Annotated in this window: 20 protein-coding genes; 12 read left to right on the top strand and 8 right to left on the bottom strand. The window is 54.5% G+C overall.

Annotated features, from left to right (window positions below):
- The first annotated feature begins 13 nt into the window (after window positions 1-13).
- The 3 genes from ACX9GT_RS12895 to fusA all read left to right on the top strand — a co-directional run bounded on the left by ACX9GT_RS12895 (window position 14) and on the right by fusA (window position 5,075).
- Entirely contained in the window at window positions 14-1,600 is a 1,587-nt protein-coding gene (locus tag ACX9GT_RS12895; protein ID WP_473191422.1) for an ABC transporter permease, read from the top strand.
- A complete protein-coding gene (locus ACX9GT_RS12890; RefSeq protein ID WP_473191421.1) occupies window positions 1,597-2,634 on the top strand; it encodes an ABC transporter ATP-binding protein in 1,038 nt (345 codons plus the stop codon). Before ACX9GT_RS12895 ends, ACX9GT_RS12890 begins: the two co-directional genes overlap by 4 nt.
- Window positions 2,635-2,969: 335 nt before the next feature.
- Window positions 2,970-5,075 carry an elongation factor G gene (gene fusA / locus ACX9GT_RS12885; protein ID WP_473191420.1) on the top strand — a complete coding sequence of 702 codons (2,106 nt, stop codon included), beginning with the start codon at window positions 2,970-2,972 and terminating at the stop codon, window positions 5,073-5,075.
- Between the two features lie 30 nt (window positions 5,076-5,105).
- On the opposite strand, the gene ACX9GT_RS12880 is transcribed toward fusA, so the two are convergent.
- On the bottom strand, window positions 5,106-6,071 hold the full coding sequence (locus ACX9GT_RS12880) for a DMT family transporter (RefSeq protein ID WP_473191419.1): 966 nt from the start codon (window positions 6,069-6,071) through the stop codon (window positions 5,106-5,108).
- A 223-nt stretch (window positions 6,072-6,294) separates the two neighbouring features.
- Here ACX9GT_RS12880 and ACX9GT_RS12875 point away from each other — a divergent pair, with 223 nt between their 5' ends.
- Entirely contained in the window at window positions 6,295-6,642 is a 348-nt protein-coding gene (locus tag ACX9GT_RS12875) for an ArsR/SmtB family transcription factor (RefSeq protein WP_459398522.1), read from the top strand.
- Between the two features lie 3 nt (window positions 6,643-6,645).
- Window positions 6,646-7,179: an SRPBCC family protein gene (locus ACX9GT_RS12870; RefSeq protein ID WP_473191418.1), complete on the top strand. Its 534-nt coding sequence runs from the start codon at window positions 6,646-6,648 to the stop codon at window positions 7,177-7,179.
- Between the two features lie 48 nt (window positions 7,180-7,227).
- On the opposite strand, the gene ACX9GT_RS12865 is transcribed toward ACX9GT_RS12870, so the two are convergent.
- Window positions 7,228-7,872 carry a hypothetical protein gene (locus ACX9GT_RS12865; protein WP_473191417.1) on the bottom strand — a complete coding sequence of 215 codons (645 nt, stop codon included), beginning with the start codon at window positions 7,870-7,872 and terminating at the stop codon, window positions 7,228-7,230.
- A 73-nt stretch (window positions 7,873-7,945) separates the two neighbouring features.
- On the opposite strand from ACX9GT_RS12865, the gene nudI reads away from it, so the two are divergent.
- The gene (gene nudI, locus ACX9GT_RS12860; protein WP_473191416.1) at window positions 7,946-8,374 is read left to right on the top strand and encodes a nucleoside triphosphatase NudI; all 429 of its coding nucleotides are present in this window, start codon (window positions 7,946-7,948) and stop codon (window positions 8,372-8,374) included.
- 66 nt (window positions 8,375-8,440) lie between these two features.
- Here nudI and dcp read toward each other — a convergent pair whose 3' ends face one another.
- Entirely contained in the window at window positions 8,441-10,621 is a 2,181-nt protein-coding gene (gene dcp, locus ACX9GT_RS12855; protein WP_473191415.1) for a peptidyl-dipeptidase Dcp, read from the bottom strand.
- A gap of 269 nt (window positions 10,622-10,890) precedes the next feature.
- Here dcp and ACX9GT_RS12850 point away from each other — a divergent pair, with 269 nt between their 5' ends.
- The 4 genes from ACX9GT_RS12850 (at window position 10,891) to ydfG (ending at window position 14,836) form a co-directional block, all read left to right on the top strand.
- Entirely contained in the window at window positions 10,891-12,336 is a 1,446-nt protein-coding gene (locus ACX9GT_RS12850) for an MFS transporter (RefSeq protein ID WP_473191414.1), read from the top strand.
- 3 nt (window positions 12,337-12,339) lie between these two features.
- Window positions 12,340-13,398, top strand: a complete 1,059-nt coding sequence (locus ACX9GT_RS12845) for an aldo/keto reductase (RefSeq protein WP_473191413.1) — start codon at window positions 12,340-12,342, stop codon at window positions 13,396-13,398.
- 98 nt (window positions 13,399-13,496) lie between these two features.
- The gene (locus ACX9GT_RS12840; protein ID WP_473191412.1) at window positions 13,497-14,021 is read left to right on the top strand and encodes a GNAT family N-acetyltransferase; all 525 of its coding nucleotides are present in this window, start codon (window positions 13,497-13,499) and stop codon (window positions 14,019-14,021) included.
- Between the two features lie 65 nt (window positions 14,022-14,086).
- Window positions 14,087-14,836, top strand: coding sequence for a bifunctional NADP-dependent 3-hydroxy acid dehydrogenase/3-hydroxypropionate dehydrogenase YdfG (ydfG, locus tag ACX9GT_RS12835; protein WP_473191411.1), 750 nt, complete (start codon window positions 14,087-14,089; stop codon window positions 14,834-14,836).
- Window positions 14,837-14,875: 39 nt separating this feature from the next.
- Here the strand turns inward: ydfG and ACX9GT_RS12830 are convergent, their stop codons facing one another.
- Window positions 14,876-15,202, bottom strand: coding sequence for a YnfA family protein (locus tag ACX9GT_RS12830; protein ID WP_473191578.1), 327 nt, complete (start codon window positions 15,200-15,202; stop codon window positions 14,876-14,878).
- Between the two features lie 163 nt (window positions 15,203-15,365).
- Between ACX9GT_RS12830 and ACX9GT_RS12825 the strand changes: the two genes are divergently transcribed.
- Both ACX9GT_RS12825 and ACX9GT_RS12820 read left to right on the top strand, forming a co-directional pair.
- Complete coding sequence (locus ACX9GT_RS12825; RefSeq protein ID WP_473191577.1) at window positions 15,366-15,701, top strand: DUF1283 family protein; 336 nt, start codon at window positions 15,366-15,368, stop codon at window positions 15,699-15,701.
- Between the two features lie 82 nt (window positions 15,702-15,783).
- The gene (locus ACX9GT_RS12820) at window positions 15,784-16,089 is read left to right on the top strand and encodes a DUF1161 domain-containing protein (RefSeq protein ID WP_473191410.1); all 306 of its coding nucleotides are present in this window, start codon (window positions 15,784-15,786) and stop codon (window positions 16,087-16,089) included.
- Window positions 16,090-16,127: 38 nt separating this feature from the next.
- Here ACX9GT_RS12820 and ACX9GT_RS12815 read toward each other — a convergent pair whose 3' ends face one another.
- From ACX9GT_RS12815 to ACX9GT_RS12800, 4 genes are read right to left on the bottom strand one after another with little or no spacing between them, the layout of a single operon-like run.
- Window positions 16,128-16,604 carry an Imm26 family immunity protein gene (locus tag ACX9GT_RS12815; protein WP_473191409.1) on the bottom strand — a complete coding sequence of 159 codons (477 nt, stop codon included), beginning with the start codon at window positions 16,602-16,604 and terminating at the stop codon, window positions 16,128-16,130.
- A gap of 1 nt (window position 16,605) precedes the next feature.
- Window positions 16,606-21,048 carry an RHS repeat-associated core domain-containing protein gene (locus ACX9GT_RS12810; protein WP_473191408.1) on the bottom strand — a complete coding sequence of 1,481 codons (4,443 nt, stop codon included), beginning with the start codon at window positions 21,046-21,048 and terminating at the stop codon, window positions 16,606-16,608.
- Window positions 21,049-21,090: 42 nt separating this feature from the next.
- Window positions 21,091-22,380 carry a tetratricopeptide repeat protein gene (locus ACX9GT_RS12805; RefSeq protein ID WP_473191407.1) on the bottom strand — a complete coding sequence of 430 codons (1,290 nt, stop codon included), beginning with the start codon at window positions 22,378-22,380 and terminating at the stop codon, window positions 21,091-21,093.
- 13 nt (window positions 22,381-22,393) lie between these two features.
- Window positions 22,394-24,697, bottom strand: a complete 2,304-nt coding sequence (locus ACX9GT_RS12800) for a type VI secretion system Vgr family protein (RefSeq protein WP_473191406.1) — start codon at window positions 24,695-24,697, stop codon at window positions 22,394-22,396.
- Between the last annotated feature and the right edge of the window lie 304 nt (window positions 24,698-25,001).

Here is a 25,001-nt window from a genome sequence, read left to right as displayed (position 1 = left end):
TGTTTTAACCGTTATGTCGAATATTTCTATCAATGCTGCGCCAGCATTACCCAGTGGTTCAGTGGCACGGCGTTATCAGCAGCGGCCAGGGCTGTGGATGGTGGTTTCTGCGGTACTGCTGTCGTTGTTAGCCCTGCTGCCGCTGGGATTTGTGATCGGTGTCGCCATCGACACCGGTTGGCAAACGGTTAAAACACTGGTTTTCCGCCCCAGGGTCGGGGAACTGCTGCTCAATACTCTGTTACTGGTTATTTTCACCCTGCCGACGTGTGCGCTGCTCGGTGTGGCGCTGGCCTGGTTGACGGAGCGCACTCGGCTGCCGGGGCGGCGTATCTGGTCCATTCTGGCCATTGCACCGTTGGCCGTACCGGCCTTTGTTCAAAGCTATGCCTGGATCAGCCTGGTGCCTGGCATGCATGGCTTGGCCGCTGGTGTGTTTATCTCGGTCATTGCCTATTTCCCGTTTATCTATCTGCCGGTTTCGGCGGTTTTGCGCCGCCTTGATCCGGCAATTGAAGACGTCGCCACTTCACTGGGCAAACGGCCGCTGGCGGTTTTCTTCCAGGTGATCCTGCCACAGCTCAAACTGGCTATCTGGGGTGGATCATTGCTGATAGCCCTACACCTGCTGGCAGAGTATGGGCTGTATGCCATGATCCGTTTCGATACCTTTACTACCGCCATTTTCGATCAGTTCCAATCCACCTTTAACGGCCCGGCGGCCAATATGCTGGCAGGTGTACTGGTTTTGTGCTGCCTGGGGCTGTTGGTGGTTGAAGCAGCCAGCCGTGGCCGAGCCCGCTATGCGCGCGTTGGCTCTGGCAGTGCGCGTAGCCAGAATCCGTACCCGCTCAGCCCGGCTATTGGCCTGCTGTGTCAACTGCTGCCGATAACGCTGACCGCGCTGGCCTTAGGCGTGCCTTTCATTACGTTGGCACGCTGGCTGTATCTGGGCGGTTTCGCCGTCTGGGATAATAGCGACCTGTGGCCAGCCGTTCGGCAAACCCTGACGTTGGCCGCCAGCGGTGCTGCCATCATCACCCTGTGCGCTATCCCGATGGCCTGGCTTTCGGTACGCTATCCGGCGCGGCTCTACCGGGTGTTGGAAGGTTGTAACTACGTCACCAGTTCGCTACCCGGCATCGTGGTGGCCCTGGCGCTGGTGACGATCACCATCCATTCGTTCCGGCCCATCTATCAGACCGAAATCACGCTGCTGCTGGCTTATTTGCTGATGTTTATGCCCAGAGCGCTAATTAACCTGCGGGCTGGCATTGCACAGGCACCGGTTGAACTGGAGAATGTGGCACGCAGCCTTGGGCGCACGCCGTTGCAGGCATTGTGCAGCACCACGTTACGTTTGGCCGCTCCGGGGGCTGCCGCGGGGGCTGCGCTCGTGTTCCTGGCGATTACCAATGAACTGACCGCCACCCTGCTGCTCGCGCCTAACGGCACCCGCACGCTGGCTACCGGATTTTGGGCGCTGACCAGCGAAATTGACTACGTGGCGGCCGCGCCCTATGCCTTGATCATGGTTTTGTTGTCCTTACCGTTGACCTGGCTTCTTTATTCTCAATCTAAACGCACGGCAGGATTATGAGCACGCTTGAACTGCATGATATTGGCAAATCCTATAACGGAGTGGCGGTACTGGAGGGGGTTAATCTTCGGGTGGCCGAAGGCAGCCGTACCGCGATTGTCGGCCCTTCCGGTTCAGGGAAAACCACGTTACTGCGCATTATTGCCGGTTTCGAAGTGCCGGAGCGTGGTCAAGTGCGATTGCAAGACAAACCGCTGGTCGACAACGGGGTGTGGGTTCCAGCGCATCAGCGCGGTATCGGCTTTGTCCCGCAAGACGGTGCCCTGTTCCCCCATTTCAGCGTGGCTGGCAATATCGGTTTTGGGCTGAGCGGCAGTAAGCGGGAAAAACAGCAGCATATTGATAGATTGATGGAGATGGTTGCGCTGGATCGGCGCTTGGCGAACTTATGGCCGCATGAGTTATCCGGCGGGCAGCAGCAGCGGGTGGCGCTGGCCAGAGCCCTGTCGCAGCAGCCCACGCTGATGCTGCTGGACGAACCTTTCTCCGCGCTGGATACCGGCCTGCGTGCCGCAACGCGCAAAGCGGTGGCGGAACTGTTAGCGGAAGCCAAGGTTGCCTCGATCCTGGTCACTCACGATCAGGCAGAAGCCCTATCCTTTGCCGATCAGGTAGCGGTGATGCGTAATGGGCGGTTGGCTCAGGTCGGGCAGCCACAAGAGCTTTATCTGCGACCTGTCGATGAACCTACCGCCACCTTCCTGGGGGAAACGCTGGTGCTCTCCGCCAACCTGGATCAGGGCTGGGCGAACTGCGTATTGGGCCGCATTGCGGTAGACGATCGCCTGCGCAGCGGGCACGCCCGTATCATGCTGCGCCCGGAGCAGATCCAGATTGCTCTTTCACCACAGCCCGCTCAACCTCAAGCGGTGGTCACCCATATCGATTTTGCCGGGTTTGTTTCTACGCTCAGTCTGCTGATGGCCGATAGCCATGAAAGCGTAGAGATTAAAACCATCAGCCGCGAAGGTATTCGAATCAGTTCGAACGTCAGCCTGAGCATTCTCGGCCAGGCGCATATCTTTGCCGATTGACTCAATGGCCGGGCTCCTTGCCCGGCCCGCTTAACGGCAGCTCTTGTCGTGCCGCACTTTCTTTGGCATCAGTAAATAATCCACAACGGCTTCATCCACACAGCTATCGGCTCCCGTCTATAACCATCGCCTTCACGGATAATCAGTGGGCCGGTTTTTTGTTGTATATCTTTTACCTATCACAGTCATCGCTTAATAAAATCAATACCATCGACTACGATTAGTCTGAAGTCGTTGCAGACGTATTCTCGCGACCCGGTTGATAACCCATTGAGGGGTATCATTATAGTTTAAATTGTTTAAGCCTCATGCCACACGGCTAAGAAAGGTTGATTATGGCACGCACTACCCCCATCGAACGCTACCGCAATATCGGCATCTCGGCGCACATTGATGCCGGCAAAACTACGACGACCGAGCGGATTCTGTTTTATACCGGGGTCAGTCACAAGCTGGGCGAAGTCCACGACGGTGCCGCCACCATGGATTGGATGGCGCAGGAACAGGAACGCGGGATCACCATTACTTCAGCGGCAACCACCTGCTTCTGGAACGGCATGGAGCATAATTACCCTCAGCACCGCATCAATATCATCGACACCCCAGGGCACGTGGACTTCACCATTGAGGTGGAGCGTTCGATGCGTGTTCTGGATGGTGCCGTCATGGTGTATGACTCGGTCGGTGGCGTGCAGCCGCAATCGGAAACCGTGTGGCGTCAGGCCAATAAATACAAAGTGCCGCGTCTGGCCTTCGTCAACAAAATGGACCGCACTGGCGCGGACTTTTTCCGCGTGCGTAAAATGATGATCGAGCGCTTGAAAGCCAACCCGGTGCCCATCGTGATCCCGATTGGTGCGGAAGACCATTTCGCTGGCGTGGTGGATTTGGTTCGCATGCAGGCGATCCGCTGGGATCAGGCGTCACAGGGTATGAGCTTCAGCTTTGAAGCGATCCCGGCCGATATGCTGGAGCCCGCTCACGAATGGCGTGCCAAGATGATCGAAGCCGCCGCAGAAGCCTCTGAAGAGTTGATGGACAAATACCTTAACCAGGTTGAACTGACCAATGAAGAAATCGTCCACGGCCTGCGGATGCGCACCATTGCCGGTGAAATCCAGCCGATGCTGTGCGGTTCGGCATTTCGCAACAAAGGCATCCAGCGCATGTTAGATGCGGTGATCGAACTGATGCCTTCCCCGCTGGATGTGCCGCCGATGGAAGGCCATGACGAACGTGATAACATCATCATCCGTAAGGCCGATGATAACGAGAAGTTTTCGGCGCTGGCGTTCAAACTGATGACCGATCCGTTTGTCGGCCAACTGACCTTTGTGCGCGTCTATTCTGGCATTTTGGCCAAAGGTGATAGCGTGTATAACCCGGTCAAAGGGAAAAAAGAGCGTATCGGCCGCATCGTGCAAATGCATGCCAACGATCGCAAAGAGGTGGATGAGCTGCACGCCGGGGATATTGCCGCCTGTGTCGGCCTGAAAGACGTGACCACCGGCGATACCCTGTGTGACCCTAACGCCATCATTACCCTGGAGCGCATGGTGTTCCCAGAACCGGTGATCGCGCAAGCCATCGAGCCAAAAACCAAGGCCGATCAGGAAAGAATGGGCATCGCCCTCCAGCGTTTGACCTCCGAAGATCCGTCGTTCCGCGTGCGTACCGACGAAGACTCTGGCCAGACCATTATTTACGGTATGGGTGAACTGCATCTGGAGATCATCGTTGACCGTATGCGGCGTGAATTTGGCGTGGAAACCAATACCGGTAAACCGCAGGTGTCTTACCGCGAAACTATCCGCCGTAAAGTTACCGATGTGGAAGGCAAATTCGTGCGTCAATCGGGCGGTAAAGGCCAGTATGGCCACGTGGTGCTGACGGTTGAACCTAATGAGGCCGGTAAAGGCTTTGAGTTCTTCGATGAAATCAAAGGCGGCGTGATCCCCGGTGAATTCATTCCGGCGGTGAAAAAAGGCATCCTTGAGGCGCTGAACAACGGCGTGCTGGCGGGATATCAGATGGTCGATGTTAAAGTGCATCTGACCTTTGGTTCCTACCACGATGTGGACTCCTCGGAGCAGGCGTTCCGCATGGCGGCGATCTTCGGCTTCAAAGAGGCTTGCCGTCAGGCCAGCCCGGTGATCCTGGAGCCGATTATGTCGGTTGAGGTAGAAACGCCGGAAGAGTACGCCGGTAACGTGATGGGCGATTTGTCGTCGCGGCGCGGCATGGTGCAAGGCATGGAGGACATTCCGGGCGGGGGTGGCAAAGAGATTCACGCCAAAGTGCCGCTGTCAGAAATGTTCGGTTACTCCACAACGTTGCGATCGATGTCGCAAGGCCGAGCAACCTACACCATGGAGTTCAGCCACTACGCGGAAGCCCCGCGCAATGTGGCCGAAGAGATTATTCAACACAGTAAACGCTGATCGTCACGCCTGCCGTTGTTACGGCAGGCGTTATTCTTTCACCGCCAGCGCGACCACCACCGACTCCGGCTTGATGCGCATGGCGTAAATCACCCCAATCATCAGGCAAGCAATGCCGCACAGCGTCAACAGTGGCGGCCAACTGTGGCGCAGCATAAAGGTATAGGCCAGCCCGGCCAGGATCTCAAACACGATCAACGGCCCAACCAGCACCGTCGGCAAACGTTGGCTGGCTTCATTCCAGCACAGCGCACCTATCCATGAACACAGTACGCCAATAATGAGCATCAGCGGGACGAAAACTTCCGGCCTTGGGCCGAATGGCAACGCAAACTGTGGCTGCGTGAGCGCCAACTGGCCGCACACCAACAGGTAGCCCAGCAGTGCCAGCGGCAGCGTTACCACGCCCTGCGCAGTGGCCCAGGTCATTGCCCGTTTATGCGGGTTTTCCCGCAGCCAGCGGGCATTACGCAGCGGGTACCAGGTCCAGCACGCTACGGCCAATATTGCCAACAGCAACCCGCTGATATAGCGCCAAACATCGATTGGTACACTGTTGCCCGTCAGTTCCGCAATATTGACCAGCACCAGCCCGCTGGCAATCAGCACCAGCGCGGGAGTCAATTTACGCCAGGAAAGCTGGCCATCGTGATGACCATAAAGCAGATTGGCACTCACGGAAATCACCACCGGCAGCGTGCCGATAATCATGGTAGAAACCGGTGCGCCGGTACGCTGAATCGCACTGGCCAAGCACAGATAATAAAGCAGATTGCCGATGGCGGTCAGTTTCAGTGCTTCCAGCCAATCCTTGGGCACCAACTGCCGTAAACGGCGGCGATCGAACCACGCCAGCGGCAAAGCGATCAGGCCAAAAGCCAGATAGCGCCCGGTCGATTGCAACGCCGCCGGGTAATCCGGCACCAGCACCGGGCCGACAAAAATCAGCCCCCACATCAACCCGGCCGCCAAAGCAAATAACACGCCAAAAAACATAATCACTCCATGAATAACGTCAGGCTGGTCTGCTTTTTATCTTCCAGAGCGCGCACGGCTGACATGACATCTTCCTTAAGGGTTATCAGAACGTTAAGCAATGAAAAGAATAGTGTATAACAAAAACCGATTTACCATTCTCATTCTGCACCCAGCTCTCAATTCGATAAAAATATTCAACAATGTGGTTGAGCATTATCCGCCCTGTTCTATATTTAACCGTATGGTTAAATTATCCTCGTCACGACTGGACGCTATCTTCCATGCATTGGCCGATCCGACAAGGCGCGCCATCCTGCATACGCTGGCTGAAGGCGAACATAGCATTGGTGAACTGGCAGCGCCTTTCGAGATGTCGTTTGCCGGTGCGTCCAAGCATATCAAAGCGCTTGAGCAGGCTGGACTGGTGCAGCGAACCGTGCAAGGAAGAAACCATATTTGCCGGCTCGCTCCTGAGCCGATGGCGCAGGCCATGCATTGGCTGCAAACTTATGAACATTTCTGGAATGAGCGGTTGGACGCACTGGAACTCGTTTTGCGGCAAGCCGACTCGCATCCTCCAACGGAGTGAACCATGAACGATTACGGTATGATCATTGAACCCGGTACGCTGCGCATTCAGCGGTTGCTGCCTGGCCCGCTTGATCGCGTCTGGGCCTACCTGACCGAATCCGACCAACGTGCCACCTGGTTGGCGACGGGTGAAATGCCGTTACAGAAAGGGGCCAAAATTGAATTGGTGTTCTGCAATTCAGAGTTGGCTGGCGAACATGAAAAACCCCCGGCCAAATATAAGCAATATGGCGGCAAAGTAGCCAACGTTGGCCATATTACCTGTATTTTCCCTCCGCGCCTGCTGAGTTTTACCTGGGCAGAACAAGGCGAAGGCCGCCCTTCCGAAGTCACCTTTGAACTTACCGAACAAGGCGACAACGTGCTGCTGACGGTGATCCACCGCCGCCTGCCCGATCGCGATACTATGCTCACCGTCGCTGGCGGCTGGCATACTCATCTGGATATTCTGCGTGATCGCATGCAGGAGCGCCCTCCGCGTCCGTTCTGGGCCACCTTTACCCAGATGGAAGATGAGTATCGGGCAAAATTGTAATTGCCCTCTACCGGGGATGAGCGCTTTCTCTCATCCCTGGGTGCCGCCTTAAAATGCCAACAGCCGTTGCAGGGCCGCCACCAGTTGCCCTTGTTTGTTGAAGCTTGCCCGATACCAAAGGCTCTCTTTCTGGGTAATGACCTTTTCCAATACCCATGAATGGCTAACAATGGACAGAAGCGTTTTAGCGCTGTCAACGCACTTTAACAGCACCCCAAATACAGCAACCAGCCCGAAGCCTAAGACCCACAGATTGGTAACCTGCCAAAGCTGAAAAATCAGCATCAGCCCTATGCCTGCCTGAATGATAAATTTAACCACGAACGCGCGCAGGAAAAAGGCTTGCAGATGCTCCTGAAAGGCAAAACATGGATTAGTTAATACGCTGCGGGTTTCCTGAACGGGAATGCCCTGTACGTAAACCGTCCATTGTGAAAGCTCTTTTGGGATCACCACCAGGCTTTTTTGTACCAATTGGTGCAGCCGCATAGAGGTTCCCACAGGGATAACCAGACCCACCAATAAGCAGTAAAATATGAGTGCATTGATGCCAAACAATGCCAAACCGATCGCGAGGAATACCATCAAGACTATTTTCCCCGAATAGAACCAAAAAGGTGCCACTTGGTAATTCATAACATCCCTCTCATTGTTACTTTCCCCATATTTTAATCCGTTGCCACAATAAACCACACCAATGAAAGGCTATAATGCGCTGAAACTTTGCAGGATGTCCTTTTGTATCACGTTTGAAAATGGAGCCGCTATGCGCCAACGCATTATTGTTTGCCCGCTAATTGAGAACGACAACGCCTATCTATTGTGCAAAATGGCCGCGCATAAAGGCGTATTCCCTGGCCAGTGGGCACTTTCTGGTGGTGGCACGGAACCGGGGGAAACTATCGAGGAAGCGTTGCGCCGCGAAGTGCGTGAAGAACTGGGCGAAGCCTTGGTGCTGGATCGCATCCAGCCTTGGACCTTTCGCGACGATGTGCGCATAAAAACCTATGAAGACGGCAGCAAAGAGCAGATCTACATGATTTACCTGATTTTTGATTGCCACGCTGCCAATCGTGAGATCACCATCAACGATGAGTTTGCCGATTACGCCTGGGTGAAGAAAGAGGATCTCGCCAGTTACGATCTGAATGAAGCCACAAAATACACGCTGCAACAGCGGGGGTTGCTGGGCTAACCACTATTTTCTCACTCGATAATAAAAAAAACGAGCCCACCCAATCGGATAAGCTCGTCAGGTTTATTATTGCTCTTTCAAACCACGATTAAGCAGCATCGGTTCAATGATCGGTTCTTTACCACGCCACTCGACATAGAGTTTTTCCAGATCCTGACTGTTACCCCGCGATAACACTTTATCGCGGAAGCGCTGACCGTTCTCTGCCGTCAACCCGCCGTGTTCGGTAAACCACTGGAAGGCATCATCCGCCAGCATTTGAGTCCATAAATAGGCGTAATAACCGGCGGCATAGCCGTTACCCCAGATATGCTGGAAATAGCTGGAACGATAGCGCGGCGGCACTGCGCTGAGAGCAATGTGATCTTTTTGCAGCGCTGCCATCTCGAAATTATCCACGTCCTGCTGGGGTTGACCGGCGACCAGCATGTGCCAGTGCATATCCAGCAAGGCCGCAGACAGCAGCTCGGTCATGTCATAGCCTTTGTTGAATTTATCGGCCTGCTCGATTTTGCTGACCAACGCCTGCGGCATGGCTTCGCCGGTTTGATAATGTTTGGCAAAGTGGGCAAATACCTTGGGATCTTTAGCCCAATGTTCGTTGAACTGCGAAGGGAACTCGACAAAGTCGCGAGCGGTATTGGTGCCAGATAAGCTAGGGTACTGCTGATCGGCAAACATGCCGTGCAGAGCATGGCCAAACTCATGGAACAGGGTGATGACATCATCATAAGACAGCAGCGCCGGTTGGCCCGGAGCCGGTTTGGTGAAGTTGGTCACGTTATAAATGACCGGTTTAGTCCCATTGAGTTTCGACTGCTCAACAAAGTTGCCCATCCAGGCTCCTCCGCCCTTATTATCGCGCTTAAACAGGTCGGTATAGAACAAGGCCAACGGTTGGCCGTCTTTATCAAACACCTCATACACACGCACATCCGGCTGATAAACCGGAATATCTTTACGCTCTTTGAAACTGATGCCGTACAGCAGATTGGCCGCGTAAAACACGCCATTATTCAGCACATTGTTCAATTCGAAGTAAGGTCTGATCTGTGATTCATCCAGGTCATACTTTGCTTTACGCACCTGCTCTGCGTAGAACTGCCAGTCCCAGGCTTCGGCCTTAAAGCCCCCTGCTTGCCGATCAATCACCGCCTGAATGTCTTTGGCCTCACGCTCTGCGCGGGCCGTCGCGGCTGGCACAATATTACGCATAAACGCCAGCGCGGCATCCGGGGTTTTTGCCATCTGATTTTGCAGTTTCCAGGCGGCATAGTTCGGGAACCCTAACAAACGAGCCTGAGCAGCACGCACTTTCGCCAATCTGGCAATGGTCTGGCGAGTGTCGTTGGCATCGTTTTGTTCTGCCCGCTGCCATGAGGCGTCAAACAAGGCTTTACGAGCCTCCCGCACGTGCAGGCTTTGCAGAGCAGGCTGCTGCGTGGTGTTTTGCAACGCTAACAGCCACTGTTTATCCAGCTTGCGCTCACTGGCAGCCTGCGCTGCTGCGGCAAGTTCACCTGCGCTAAGCCCCGTCAGCCAGGCTTTATCCGTGACGGCTAACGCCCCGTTTTTGCTTGCGGCCAGCAGTTTATTGGTAAACTGGGTGCTCAGCGTCGCCGCTTCCTGATTCAACGCCTTCAGCTGGTTTTTATTCACATCAGAAAGATTGGCCCCTGCCAGCAGGTAATTTTGATGGGTGACCTCCAGCAGCCGACGAGATTCCGCATCCAACTTCAGCGCATCACGTTGCTCATAAATGGTGTGAATGCGTGCAAACAGCTTGCTGTTCAGCATGATGGCATCGTTCAGAGCCGCCAGCTTTGGCGAGGTTTCCTCATCCAACTTTTGCAGCGCATCGCTGGTGTTGGCGGCAGTCATGGCGCTAAATACGTTAATCGTGCGCGTCAGCAAGGCGCCTGCTTTCTCCAGCGCCACCAAGGTATTATCGAAGGTGGGTGCTGCCGGGTTATTGGCGATCTTCTCGATTTCTTCCAGCTTGTGCTGGATGCCTGCCGCAATCGCTGGCGCGTAGTCATTCGTGTTGATCACATCAAAAGGGGGAGCCTCAAAAGGCAAGCGGCTGGCAGAGAAGAACGGGTTCTCGGCTTGTTTTTCAGTCATATTCGTCTCTTTCATCTGGCCGCTTGGCACGGCGGTGTTATCTGACGGCAACGTGCTCTCTTCTGCCTGAGCCTGCGCGCTCAGCGCCATACCGATCGAAAATACCAGGGTTGTTAAACGCATCAAATTAAAACTCCTCCATGTCTAAGAAACAACGGCTCCCGCCTAGCTTAGGCGCAGTTAACAGTTTCAGCAAAAACAAGTGATTACTTGCCGTTTGTCCAACTGCCCTTAATGGTCAGAATTTACTGTGCCCGCTAATAATCACCTATCCAACCTCTTTTTAACCTCCTCTTGATGCGCTATGCTCAAAAATTCTACTGAGGCCAAGATTTCTGAAACGGGATTTCTGTTATGTCTGCGCTGTTACTGTGCTCCGCCAAGGGTAGCCTATGAGTGGATTTTTCCGCGCCAGTGCGCTGCCGCTGTTGGTTGCTGGGGCGTTCTTTATGGAAAATCTTGATGGCACGGTGATCGTGACCGCCATGCCGCAGATGGCGGCGTCATTCGGTGTACATCCAGTGGACATGAGCATCGGCGTTTCTGCTTATATCCTGACTCTGACGGTGTTTATTCCCGCCAGTGGCTGGATCGCCAACCGCTTTGGCGCGCGCAATATTTTCGCCGCGGCAATCGTGCTGTTCACTTTGGCATCGATACTGTGCGCACTGAGCACTAGCCTGCCGTTTTTTACCGCCGCCCGCATTCTGCAAGGATTTGCCGGTGCGTTGATGGTGCCGGTCGGCCGCCTGGTGGTTTTGCGCAATACCGCCAAAGCTGACCTGATTAAGGCTATCGCCACCATTACCTGGCCTGGATTGGCAGCACCGATCCTCGGCCCGCCGATCGGCGGCTTCATCACCACCTATGCTTCATGGCACTGGATTTTTATCCTCAACGTGCCCTTGGGTATCATCGCCCTGTTCTTCGCCTGGAGCCTGATCCCGCATGAAGCGCCACAGAAAGGCGTGCCGTTTGACGGGCTCGGTTTTGTGCTCACCGGGGTTGCCTGCTTCGGCCTGATGTTTGGGTTAGATCTGATCAACAGCCCACAGCTTTCCTGGCTGATACCGGCATTGTGTCTGGCGGGCAGTTTGGCGCTGGGGGCATTGGCGATACGTCACGCCAAACGTTACGCTTATCCGCTGGTCGATCTGTGGGCCATGCGGATAAAAAGTTACGCTGTCACTATCGGCGGTGGCACGCTGTTCCGCATGGCCATTGGGGCCGTGCCTTTCTTGCTGCCACTGCTGTTCCAGATTGGTTTCGGACTGAGCGCTTTTGATGCCGGGCTGCTGGTGCTGGCAGTGTTTGCCGGTAACCTGCTGATGAAGCCTTTTACTTCCGCCATTCTCTACCGTTTCCGCTTTCGCACCACCTTAGTGGTCAATGGCCTGCTGAATGCCGCCACCATTTTCGCCTGCGCCTTGCTGACGCCGCAAACGCCAACCTGGTTGATTATGGCGCTGCTGTTTGTCAGCGGGCTGACACGTTCAATGCAGTTTACTGCTTTGAATACGCTGGCATTTTCCGAAGTGCCGCAGCCACGCATGAGCGGTGCCAATACACTGTTCAATATGGCTCAGCAGATGGGGAGCGGCCTTGGGATCGCCATCGGCGCGCTGGCGCTGCGTTTGGCGGAAATGCTGATGCCACACCCAAACGGCGGCGTACCGCTCGCCGATTTTCATCTGGCTTTTATGGTTATCGGTGTCATCGCCTTGCTAGCGGTGCTGGACAGCTTTACGTTGGGTGGCGAAGCGGGCAATGCAATCCGCCAGAAAAAATCCCACCCGGAAATTTCTGAAAAATCAATGGCAACCAAAGTAAGGAGTTAAACGATGGAATACCGTCAGCTTGGCCATTCTGGCCTGAAAGTTTCGGTGCTAAGTCTGGGCACCATGACCTTTGGGGGACAAGGCAAGTTCGCCAAAACCGGTGATACCGATGTTAACGAAGCCCGTAATCAGATTGCTATGTGCCTCGATGCAGGTATCAATCTGTTCGATACCGCCGATGTTTATTCTGCCGGTAAGTCTGAAGAAATTCTCGGTCAGGCATTGGGCAGCAAACGCCATGAGGTGCTGATCGCCAGTAAAGCCCGTTTCCCGATGGGCAGCGGGCCCAATAATGCCGGGCTATCGCGCCATCATCTGATCCGTGCCTGCGAAGCCAGCCTGAAGCGCCTGAACACGGATTACCTCGATCTCTATCAACTGCATGAGTGGGACGGCATCACGCCGGTGGAAGAAACCCTGCGGGCGTTAGAGCATTTGGTGAGCAGTGGCAAAGTGCGCTACACCGGGCTGTCCAATTTCTCCGGTTGGCACCTGATGAAGCACCTCGGCAGCGCGGAGCGATTGGGGTTGGTGCGCCCGGTCAGCCAGCAGATCCATTACACCTTGCAGGCACGCGAAGCGGAATATGAACTGCTACCGATCGCCCAGGATCAAGGGGTGGGCGTGTTGGTCTGGGGGCCGCTGGCCGGTGGTTTGCTGTCTGGCAAGTATCGCCGCAATCACCCAATGCCTGCGGGCACTCGCCATTTGGCCAACTGGGGAGAGCCGCCAGTGCGCGATCAGGAAGCATTGTTTGATATCATTGAGGTTTTAGTTGATATCGCACATTCTCGCGGGCTGTCTGCCGCGCAAATCGCGCTGGCCTGGCTGCTGACCCGCCCAGCGGTAACTTCGGTGGTGATCGGCGCACGCAACAGCGAGCAGTTGAAAGACAATCTACATGCCGCTAACCTGATTTTGAACGAAGAAGAGTTACAGCGGTTGCAGGCGGTGAGCCAACCGCCGTTGATTTATCCTTACTGGCATCAGGCCCAAACCGCACCGGATCGCCTCTCCGCCGCCGATCGGTTGCTGCTCGCCCCCTACCTGCAACAAAAATAAGTCGCATCTGACACCAATCAACGTATTATCGATGATCCGCCCTGCTTTTTCGGGGGCGGATTTTTGCCGTTTTGGGCCTGAAAAGCGAGGTAATAATAATGAATCACAGTGACCTTTCTCAGTGCCGAGTAAACACCGATCGGTTGTTGATTGCCCCTTTTACCGCAGCAGATGCTGATGATGTTTACCAGGCGATAACCCCGACGCTGACGCGTTTTATGAACTTTGAACCCGAAGAATCCCCGGAGGCTTTTACTCGCGTCTGGGAAAGCTGGCTGCCGTTGATCCGCGAAGGTGAAGAAGCCATCTTCGTTGCCCGTTTGCGCGACGGTAAACAGTTCGTCGGTATGGGCGGCGTGCATAGCCTGCACACCCCAACCCCGGAGCTGGGTATCTGGGTGAAAGAAAACCTGCATGGCCAAGGTTATGGCCGCGAAATCACCTTGGCCATCGTGGCCTGGGCCAGCGAGCGTTATCATCCACACTACTTTATCTACCCGGTCGCCCAGCAGAATACCCCAAGCCGCCACATTGCCGAATCCCTGGGTGGCGTAGCCAAAGGACGGCGCGAGAATATCAAATATGACTGTGTGGTGTATCACCTGCCAGCGATCGTCGGTTAAATTTGCCGGGACGATAGCGCCGCGCTAGAGTGGATGCCGGGTAAAAACAGTTGAGGAACAGTAAGATGATCATTTTTGTTACAGGTGCCACATCCGGGTTTGGCGCAGCCATTGCCCGCAAATTTGTGCGTGAAGGCCATCAGGTGATTGCCGCTGGCCGTCGCATGGAGCGCCTGGAAGAACTGCAAGCTGAATTGGGTGAAGCACTGCACATTGTGCGCCTGGATGTCCGCAATCGCGCTGCAATTCAGCAGGTGATCGAGGAATTACCGGCCGCGCTGCGCCAGATCGACGTTCTGGTCAATAACGCCGGATTGGCGTTGGGCCTGGAGCCCGCGCACAAAGCCAATGCCGATGATTGGGAAACCATGATCGACACCAATAACAAAGGGTTGGTGAACATGACGCGTGCGCTCTTGCCTGCCATGGTGGAACGCAATATCGGGCATGTGATCAACATCGGCTCTACCGCCGCCAACTGGCCTTATGCTGGCGGCAACGTATATGGCGCAACCAAGGCGTTTGTGCGGCAGTTCAGCCTGGGCCTGCGCGCCGATCTGCACGGCACCCATATCCGCGTCACGGATATTGAGCCAGGCATGGTGGGCGGCACCGAGTTCTCTCACGTGCGCTTCAAGGGCGATGACGGCAAGGTAAACAAAACCTATGACGGAGCCAATGCCCTGACGCCGGAAGATATCGCCGAATCGGTGTTCTGGGTAGCTACCTTGCCTGCACGCGTCAACATCAACACGCTGGAAATGATGCCGGTCTGCCAGTCCTTTGCGGGTTTGAGCATCCACCGCGAGGCGTAATACCAAGTGGCAGGGTAAACGCGCCCTGCCATTTTTCGCTTAAGCCGCACGCCAACCGGCAGCGATGATCAGCATCCCCACCAATGCCACACCCGCTCCCAACCAATCCATTGCCGACAGCTTTACGCCATCCACTACCCGCAGCCACAGCAGCGCCGTTGCTACATAGACGCCGCCATAAGCCGCATACACTCGCCCGCTGGCGGCCGGATGCAGGGTCAGCAACCAGACAAACAGCATCAGGCTAGCCGCAGCGGGTAACAGCAGCCAGGCGCTAGCGCCTTTTTTCAGCCACAGATAGGGCAGGAAGCAGCCGATGATTTCTGCCAGCGCAGTCACAAAAAACAATAAGGTGGTTTTTAACATCGGTGGCATGTTCTCTCTAAAAATTAAACGAATACGGCGGTAGGCTGGCGTAATGCAAGATCACGATGATATATTTAGCCAAATGTTACAACGGGTGTCGCCGAATGACGCAACACTAACTTATAAGGATGAAACGATGAAATCACTTTCTGTTCAACGGCTGATGTGCGGGATGCTGCCAGTCGCCATGTTGATACTGGTTGGCAGTTGGCAGGCTCCTGCGCTGGCGGCAAGTTGTACCCAAGGCAGCACCTGCGTCACCGTCAACGGTGACAGTGCCATGAGTAACGAACAGGCTCGCGAAAGCAAAGAGCAGTGGGACGATACCCGTTCTCTGCGCCGCAAGGTTAACAATCGCGTCGAAAAAGAGTTTGATAAGGTCGAACGCGCCATTGATGATGAAGATAGTTGCAACGACAGTTACAACGTCAATGCCTATTGGGAATCCACCACCCGTAAGTGCCTGGATCGCCAAACCGGACGGCCGATTAGACCTTAATCAGCCGATAGCGTTAAGCCGCCCTGCTGAATGCTGCTATCCTGTCAGAGGAAATTCATTCTCACATAAGGATTGAATCAAGATGAAGAAAGCACTCGTACTCGGCACGCTACTGCTGGCAGCCGCGCCATTAGCCACCCTTGCCGCCGACTCATGCGAAAGCATAAAAGCGGATATCGCGCAGAAGATCGTGAACAACGGCGTACCTGAATCTGGTTTCAAACTGGAGATTGTGCCTAACGATCAGGTAAGTCAGGCCGGTGGGCTGGTGGTTGGTCACTGCGGGTTCGACACGCAGAAAATCGTCTACACTCGCCTGCATAATGGCGACGAAAGCAGCAACGCAGCACAGGCTGGCACCAGCCAGGATGCTAAAGCTGGGCAGTGACCAGAAGAAAAGCCGGATAAACCCCCGGCTTTTCTTGCTTAAATTGTATCCTTTGGCATTTCATAATCAGGCCAATTTTCTAGATGTTCTAAAATCCATTGTGGCAGTTGCTCCGGCCTATTAAATATACTTATTGTAAGCCCTTTTTTAATTAAAGACAGATAATACTGCTCATTTACTTTAACTCTTTGGCCACGACGACTAATTGCTGCACTCCTAACACTGTCCTCAGGTAACCACTCTGCATAATATGCTAAATCAGGTGCATAAATAGCATCACCTTCTAAATTTACCTGTCCAACAATAGGCCATGTCCCATTTTTTATTAATGCCTCATTACAACCTTTATACAATTTTATTTTTTTATCAACAAGTTCAGTAACTGATACTCTCTCTGAAGATATCACGTCATAGAGACCTAACGCAAAATTCCAAAACCAGCAACCATAAGCAAACCGTCCATCAGGAAGAGGAATTTCAATAATCGAACCTAATGGGATTTTCTTTGTTTTCATATTAAGCCCCTTCTTCCATTGCACATTCAATATATTTATTTCTCTTATTATTTCTACTTGAGATTGGTTCTATTTGAACCGTAGCCTTACTTTTCAAGTTATCTTTTTTAATTTGCTCTGCTCCCCTGACGGCTTCGTAAGATTCAGTTTCAAATACAGGAACCATCTCGCCAAGATTTCTGTGATGGCCTGATTTTCTTCTCCTCAGTATTTGATCTGTTGTCTTGCTAGCGTCGCCACTAGTACGTCCTGTATAAATTTTTCCTGGGTGAGCTAGATCAGGTGCTTGATAAACTACATACTTCTTAGCTAAGCCTAGTGGGTCGACCCAAACCAGAGTATTCAGAGCGTACTGATAGAGATTCCCCCCTCCCGCCAGCCCAATCGGGTCTTGACTAACAAACACCCCGCATAAGGGATCATAGTAGCGATAGCGGTTATAATGCAACCCACTTTCCGCATCAAAGTATTGCCCCTGAAAACGAATCGGCTGCCACAGCCCCATCTCACTGCTTACGGTAGTTTTACCGAATACCTCATAGTGCGCAGACCAAACGACCTGGCCAGAACCTGTGCGTAACCGCAACGGCATGCCATTCGGGTCATTTTGATAGAAGCAGAGATTATCGGCCTTCAACCGCGCTTTTTGTTCTTCGTGGGCATCAACAATCCGCTCCCCGGCCATACGCAAAGGCGCTGCATTAACCTCGGCCTGATAGGTTTGCATCAGCAAAGGTTCGAAGGTGCCGGGATGATACACATAGCTCTGCGCTGTCCAACTTGGTTCCCCGGCGGTCAATACCGTGCGCGGTTGTGTGTCTACCTTCGGTTCTGTACACCAATGGCTGACTTCTTGCACCAACCGATCGCCATCCCAGACAAACCAGGTCGTGCGTTGCTCGGTTTCACCCGCAGCATCATATTGCCGCTTGCATACCCGCCGCCCCAGCGCGTCATAGTCATAGCGCCATCGCCCCGCCTTGGTGGCTAACGCCCGTAGTCTGCCGTGACAACCCCACCCCAGGCGCTGTTCATTATTCCCCTCGCGGCGCACGCGTAACTGACCGGCACCATCCAGACGCCATTCAACGCCCCCATCATGCTGCCACACCTGTTCCTGTTCATTTTGCCGCACGGCGCGGAAGCGGTTCCCCAGCGAATCATAGCTAAAGCGCTTAAGCAGCCCCTCTGGATTGGTGTGCTCAATAATTTGCCCTAGGGGGTCATAACGGTAACTGTCCGTTCCCGTCAGGCTGTCGCGGCGCTGAACCAGATTATCGTGTTCATCATAAAAATATTCAGTCTGCCCCGCCGTTTCGCCCCGCACCAGGGCTTGATTACGGACCAGCAACCCGCGCTGGTTATAGCTGAAGTATTGGCTCAAGGTGGAGCTCAACGTCAGTTCGCTTAAACGGTGCTGTTCGTCGTAGCTGAAACTGAGCGGTTGATTATCATCCACGGCCAGCGTTGATACACGCCCGGCAACGTCATAGCCGAAGGTCTGGTGCTGCGACGATAACAGCTCCCGCCCATTTTCGCGGTAAACTCGCTGGCGCTGATGATGCAAGAGGCCGTCACGATATTCATATTCCAGCAACGCCTCAACACCCTGCTGTTTCTGCCGTTCCTCTGCCAGCAAACCATCCGCTCCGTAACGCCGTTTCACGGTTGCGGCAGCGTTAACGGCTTCCGTCAGTCGGCCCGCAGGATCGTAACGGAAACGCTCGGCATTCACCGCCTGCTCATCATCCAACAGCGTTTTGCTGACAATCCGCCCCATGCGATCGCAGGTGATGGCCAGCATGTAACCCAGCGGATCACAGGTTTTGCTCAGATGCCCCGCAGCATTGTAATCGTAACGGCGAACCCGCCCGTGGTAATCCACTTCTTCGGTTAGGCGCCCGGCCGCATCACGCTTCAACCCCCAACGCTCGCCCAACTGGTTTTCCACGCCTATCAGTTGTTCTTCGGTATCGTAGCGGTAACGTACGGTGCTGCCGTCCGGTTCAATGCGCTTTTTCAGCCGCCCTTGCCCGAAATAACTGAACTGCGTTACCCGGCGGTGATCGTCGTGGTAGCGGAGCAGATTGCCTTCTGGGTCATAGCTGCAATCCAAGGTTTTCCCACCCGGCAGTTGGGCATGGATCAGGCGGTTGCAAATGTCGTAGCGATAATGCGTCACCGCTCCGTCGGCATCGGTACGACAAATCAGATTGCCGTAACAATCATGTTCAAAAGTGACCCTATTATCCGCCGGATCGGTCAAGGTGTTCAGGAAGCCGTATTGGTCATAACCCAGATGCGTCACGCCGCCGCCAGGTCGTTCTACCTTCAGCAGCAATCCCAGATTGTCGTACCCGTAGCGGGTGGTCTCGCCCGTCGGCGTCTGTTGCTGCGTCAGGTTGCCGCGCTCATCAAACGCCTGGAGCCATTTACCACCGGTCGGATCGAGCACGCAGATCGGGTGACTCTGCGCGTCATACTCCACCGTTGTTTTGCTTTGATCCGGCTGGGTTTGACTGATTTCATTACCCTGCGCGTCATACTGCCAGGCCGTGACGTTGCCCTGCGGGTCCGTTTGCTGCGACGTGCGGCCACTGCTGTCATACCGATAGCTGAAAGTTTCGCCCAAGGCATTAGTTCGGCTAAGTGGAAATTGGCGTTCGTTATATTGCAGACGGGTGGTATGCCCCAGCGAATCGGTGATTAGCGTTTCCCCACCTTCCGGCCGCCAGTCAAAACGATAGTCGAACAGCCCGCCATCACCCCAGGCATGTACCACGCGTATCACGCCATCGTCATGACGTTGCCAGGCATAATAGAAAGAGAGTCTGTTGCGGTTGGTATGGCGCACCATGCGGTGATCATCTTCATAGCCGAACGTGTAAGGCTCGCCAGCGGCATCCTCCACCGCCACCATATCGCCACGTTGATCATAACGATAACGGGCCAACGTCCGTGTGGCCTTGCCGGAAATCCACAGCGTCAGGCTGCCTATCGCCCAAGAAAACTCGTCGTCATACTCCAGGCGGATTTCCCGCCCGGTGGCTTCGCTGCCGCAATACTCGGTAAACGCGCGCAGTCTGTTCTGGAGGTCATAATTGCACTGCCAGGCATTTTGATTTCGATCGTTAAACCGTTGCAGGTACAGGGTCAATGAGTCATGGGCAGAGGGCCGCCAGTTGCCAGCCAAAAAGGCTTCATCACAATCCGGCAATTTCTCCAGCTTCTGCGGCCACCCGGGCGGCAGGTGGAAATGGTAAATAACCCCCGGTTTGGTTTGCAGCAGCAAGGTATCCCCCTGCCGCCACAGGCTGTCGCCGTAATGCCCATCGTCAACCCGCCCCTCATCGCCTTCCAGTACGGGGAAGCAGTCAAATGCCGTCGCCCGATCGGGGAAGCGTGCCACCACGCCAATCAGCAGACCGTGGCGCACAATCTCCAGCCGACAGTCCGCCAGCGTTTGCCAGGCATGCCCCAGACTGCTGCGCTCAACATAATGCCCGCGGTAATAGCGTTCCCAACTGAACGGCAACCGGCCCGGCAGCTGAAAGTCTTGCTGTTCCACGACCACTTCGCCGGTAATCGAGTGCACCGGCTCGGCATCCAGTACCGTACAGCGTAAAAAACCCGAATCCAGCTTCAGCTTATCTGCCAGTTTCTTGGCCAATGCCGAACCGCGAAACGCTTTCCAGAGCGATTTCGTCAGCGCCAGCAGATTCAGCACCGGCATACCACCAACCAGCACCGGTCGCCCCATAGGAATAGGCAGCATCGTCGCGGTAGGCAACGAGGTGTAGCTGCGTGACGTATGAGCTTTATCGTGATTGCTCGGTTGCAGCCCAGTCATCCAGCAGCTCAGCGCGGGCAGCGCGGCAAAAGAGAGCGGATCGCTGTTGGCCATCACCGTTTTGCTGCCCATGTACGACTCAGCATCCCTGGACGGGTTGGCATCTGTAGGGCCAAAAGAAGCACCCAGTGGGAAATGCAGCCCAGGCAAATGATGGGTATAGGTGCCGACGGTTGCCCGCATCATGCCATTGATCATCACCGGGCGGCCGGAACCACCGCCAGATCCAATGTTGGCACCCAACGCTCCCATTAGCGCATCTTTTTTTTCACTCGCGGCCAGAGCCGTTGCAACCAGGGGATTAGCCATAGCGTTGGCCATCACGCCCCCGGCTTGGCCCGCAACCGCCATCGCTTTAGCGGCCAATGCAGGATTAGCTTGCGCTAACTCACCGGCCCTAGCGGTGACAAAACTCATCGCCATGCAGCCTATCACTGCCTTGGCGGCGTTAATGTATTCCCGCGGGTCAAAAATCATCCCCACATGCGGATGCGGGATAGGCGTCGGCGCGGCGGGCGGGGCCGGTGGAACAATCACCTGGTGGACATCAACTCCGATAACGGGATCGATATGTTTCGTTGCCGGCAATGCCATATTTTTTGCCTCTCTGTCCACCTCAATCGACGGACTCTGCCGCTAACTCTGCGCTTCATGCCTGCGCTCCCCAAACAATTGAAAGAATTTCTGCTGCAACTGGCTTCCCGACAGGCGGTGAGAAATCAACCCTGGGTGCCTAATCAACCAATCCGCCAGCAGGCTCAACCCGCAGTGCGCACGGATCTCCGGTTCAATCAACATACCGGCATCCAATCCCGTCATGGCCGCATCCAGTGCCTCGGGGTATTGCCCGGCTTTATCCAGACACCAGGCCTGCATACGCCACCCTTCTACCGCCAGAATGCCGTCACCGTCCGCCTGCGCCTGTTCACCCGCTAACCGGTAGCACGCAGCAGCTTCTAGCCATGCCTTTTTAGTCAGCCAGACACTGGCTTCGCCAAACAGCGCATTAACGACCAGCTTCCTGCCAGCCGGATGCCCGGCACGTTCCGCCTGGCCCGCCATGCGAACCGCCTGTTGATACTCCTCCAGCGCCTGCCGGGTTTTCCCCCCTTTCAGGTACGCCACGCCGGTGGTCAGAAACACCACCGTGGCCTGATCGAACCATCGCTGGGCATGGGTAATCGCCAGCATCTCCTGCTTTATCTTGGCCAGCCGGGCAAAATCATCATTGCGTAACGTATCCCCGAGCATCACGAACAACCGACGGAACTCCCCCGATGGCCCCCGTTCTCCAGACTCCGCCACCACTTCCCCCGGCAGTTGCCGCATCTGGTAGCGCCCGAATAAGGCAGACATCCGCTTGGGGTGCCGCTGTTGCAGTTGATTCAGCGGTGGAAGATGCGGCTTTTGCGGCACAATAACCCGGATGCGCTCACCTTCGGGCGTGGTCCAGAATGGATCCTCCAACAGTTGTTCCAGCGTTTTCTCAAACTGTTGGGCATGTGCGATTTGCGCGGGCTGCAGGATAAACACCAAGCCGGGAAAGATATCGGGATGGTGGCGCATCAGGCTGGACGCAACGGAGAACAAATCCCGTGCATCGCTGCGCCCGCTTAACGCGGGTGGAGACCAATCCGCCACCATACCCTGTTGCAGGGAAGCCGCCTGGCGTTCCTGGTAATAAGCGATCAGAGCTTGGGCGGCCTGGGCCAGATAAAGCGTATCGGTAAACGGATGCATCAATCGGATAACGGCACAGTCAGCCTCTTGGCGCATCTGCAAATAGAGATCAACCATTTGCTGATCGTCGTCATCGGCCTGCCAGTACAAAAGACGGGCTTCTTTTTTGCCAGCAAAACGCATCCAGTCTTCATGCGCTTGTAAAAACCGGCGCTCAACGGAATTCGAGGGACTCCATTCACTCATGTGCCATCTCCGCTTAAGGATTCAGTTTCAGCAATGCGCCTTCCACAACGTGATCACCGGCCGCCGATGAGGTTATTTTGCCGCCAGAGGTAAGATGATCGCCGGACGCCGCTGACGTAATATCCACGCCAGAGAGAATGATTTTTCCGTCGCTGGTCAATGAGATGCTGGCTGCACCACATTGCAACGTAATGGTGTTTTTCGCGCTAAGCAGTACGCCTGCGGCATCGATCGTTGAGTTACCGCCAGCGCTGAGTAGCGCATCGGTTTTGACAACCACCTGTTGAAATTGCGCATCCATTGAATGCCCGCCGGTGACGCTGATCTGGTTCTCACCGCCGATGGTAGAAACCTGGTTGCCGGTGACGGCAACGCTGCGTGCTCCGCCCACGGATAAGCTCAGATCCGTACCAACGCTTTCCGTCAGGCTCTGACCTATGGTCATAGAGGCGGCTTGATCAATCTGCTCCGTTTTGGCACCACCAACGGTCTGAGTGTGATTCCCGGTAATAGAACGGCTATCCGCTCCCTGTACCGTCAGGTTGCGATCCGCCTTCACCGTCAGGGATTCGTTTTGATCAACGGTTTGAGTCCGCGCTCCCTGAACGCTGGCGGTTTCATCGCCTGTTACGGTCTTCGCACGGTTACCGCTGACGGAGAGAGTTTCATTGCCTTTAATCGTGGAGGTTTCGTTGCCATCAACCGACTTGGTGCGATCCTGCTTGATATGGCTGGTTTCGCTGCCCGCGACGGTTTTGGTGCGGTTGCTGCCTACCGAGTGCGTTTCTTCATTTTCGATATCGGTGTCCATGTTGCGCTCAGCATGCAGCAACACCTGTTCCGAACCGGCTTTATCTTCAAAGCGCAGCGCGTTCGAATTCTCCGGCGTGCCGTCTTCGGAACGGCTCATGAAGCCCATTTGAGTCGCCGCTGCGGGTAATTCCCAAGGCGGCATACTTGCTTCGTTGAACACCCGGCCGGTAATGATCGGGCGATCCGGATCGCCGTTGATAAAATCTACGATCACCTCATCACCAGCCCGAGGGATCTGAATGCCACCGAACCCTTGCCCGGCCCAGGCGCTGGAGACACGCACCCAGCAAGAACTGGTGTCATCTCCCGCAGATAAACGGTCCCAATGAAACTTCACTTTCACCCGGCCGTATTTATCGGTCCAGATGGATTTCCCCTGTGGGCCAACCACTTTTGCCGTCTGCGGCCCGCTGGTTTTTGGCCATTGCGCCTGTTGCGGTGGGCGGAAAGGAACATTGGCGGGGATCACCGTAAAATCAACATGTTGCTCACTCTTGGCCTCGCCGCTGGCATAGGGATTGTCCCGCAAGGAATAGGCTGCACGGATAACCAGATAATTGCCTGCGTCTGAAGAATAGGGGCCATTATTCAGTTCGAACGTATAGCCAGGTACAATCCCCAAAGCGGTACCCGTACCGCTAATTTGCTGATGCTCCGCCTGCCAGGCCTCCTGGCGAACCCGCGCGTAAGCCTCGCCTTGTTGATGCTCCACAAAATGCCCTGGCCAGTCGAAGACATCAATTTGACCGGGTTGAGGAGAAACGGGATTCTGGCGAGCCTGAAACAGCCAGGCATTTGGCTTACGGAAATCATAATCATCAATGCTGTAAATCCCCGGAGTGACAGCGTCACTGATCAACCATTGGTTGATCCCCTCTTCCTGCGCGATACCGCCGGACGGAGTGGCATGATAGCCAATCTGCTCATAGCCGCTGAATGGCTGATGCCGCTGTGGCGCATCGATCAACACCAGGGTGTTTTTGTTCATTTCGTGGCGAAAAAAGTAGTAGATCCCCTCCAGCTCCATCAGGCGGCTGATAAAGTTAAAGCTACTTTCCTGATATTGAACGCAATACTCCCACAGGCGATAGTCGCGGGTCAGCAGGTTCTCAACCGATACCTGATTTTCACGCAGCAAAGCCGTGATGATTTGCGGCACAGTCTGTTGCTGGAAAATACGGCAGTTACGATCGCGCAGCATCGGCCAAACATCAGGCTCCAGACGCAGCTTATAAACAGCATATTGTTCGTCATTGATCGTTTCGCTATGAATGGCCGCGGAGGTGATTTTGCCGTTCAAAAAGCGCGATACCACACGGTATTGGGAAGGGATAGCTAAGGTGACGGATTTTCCAAGTAATGCTTGTCGATCAATCCGGGGGTTTTTACTGAGCAGTTCAACGCAAAGGGCGTATGGCGATGAAAGGCGTTCCTCTCCTTGCAATGACCAAAACAGGAGTTCATCGGGTGGTAATGGAGTATGTGCCGTCGTTCTGCTCAGCATAGACGAAATCCTTTTCAATTCTCGTCAGGTCAAACACAACCGATTAAGATCGTTAATCCTATCAATCTATCTTTTTACAATGCACACAAAGCGATTAAAAAATCATCCAGAATAGTCTGATTGTAAATATCTCTGGGCGGCGAGTAATTGCAAGGCATGAATGTCTAAACCACGATAATTTAGTGACATCGTCACTTAAATCAGTAGATCACTATTACCGAACTGCAGTGTTACGGTCATACATACAGTATACTGAATAATAAGTAATTTCTTAGATTGCGCTACAGACCCCACCGTGCCTGTA

This window comes from Serratia sp. YWN4 (genome assembly GCF_055790845.1).
Note: the sequence above shows the minus strand (reverse complement) of the source record. Positions and strands in the feature narration are given on the sequence as shown.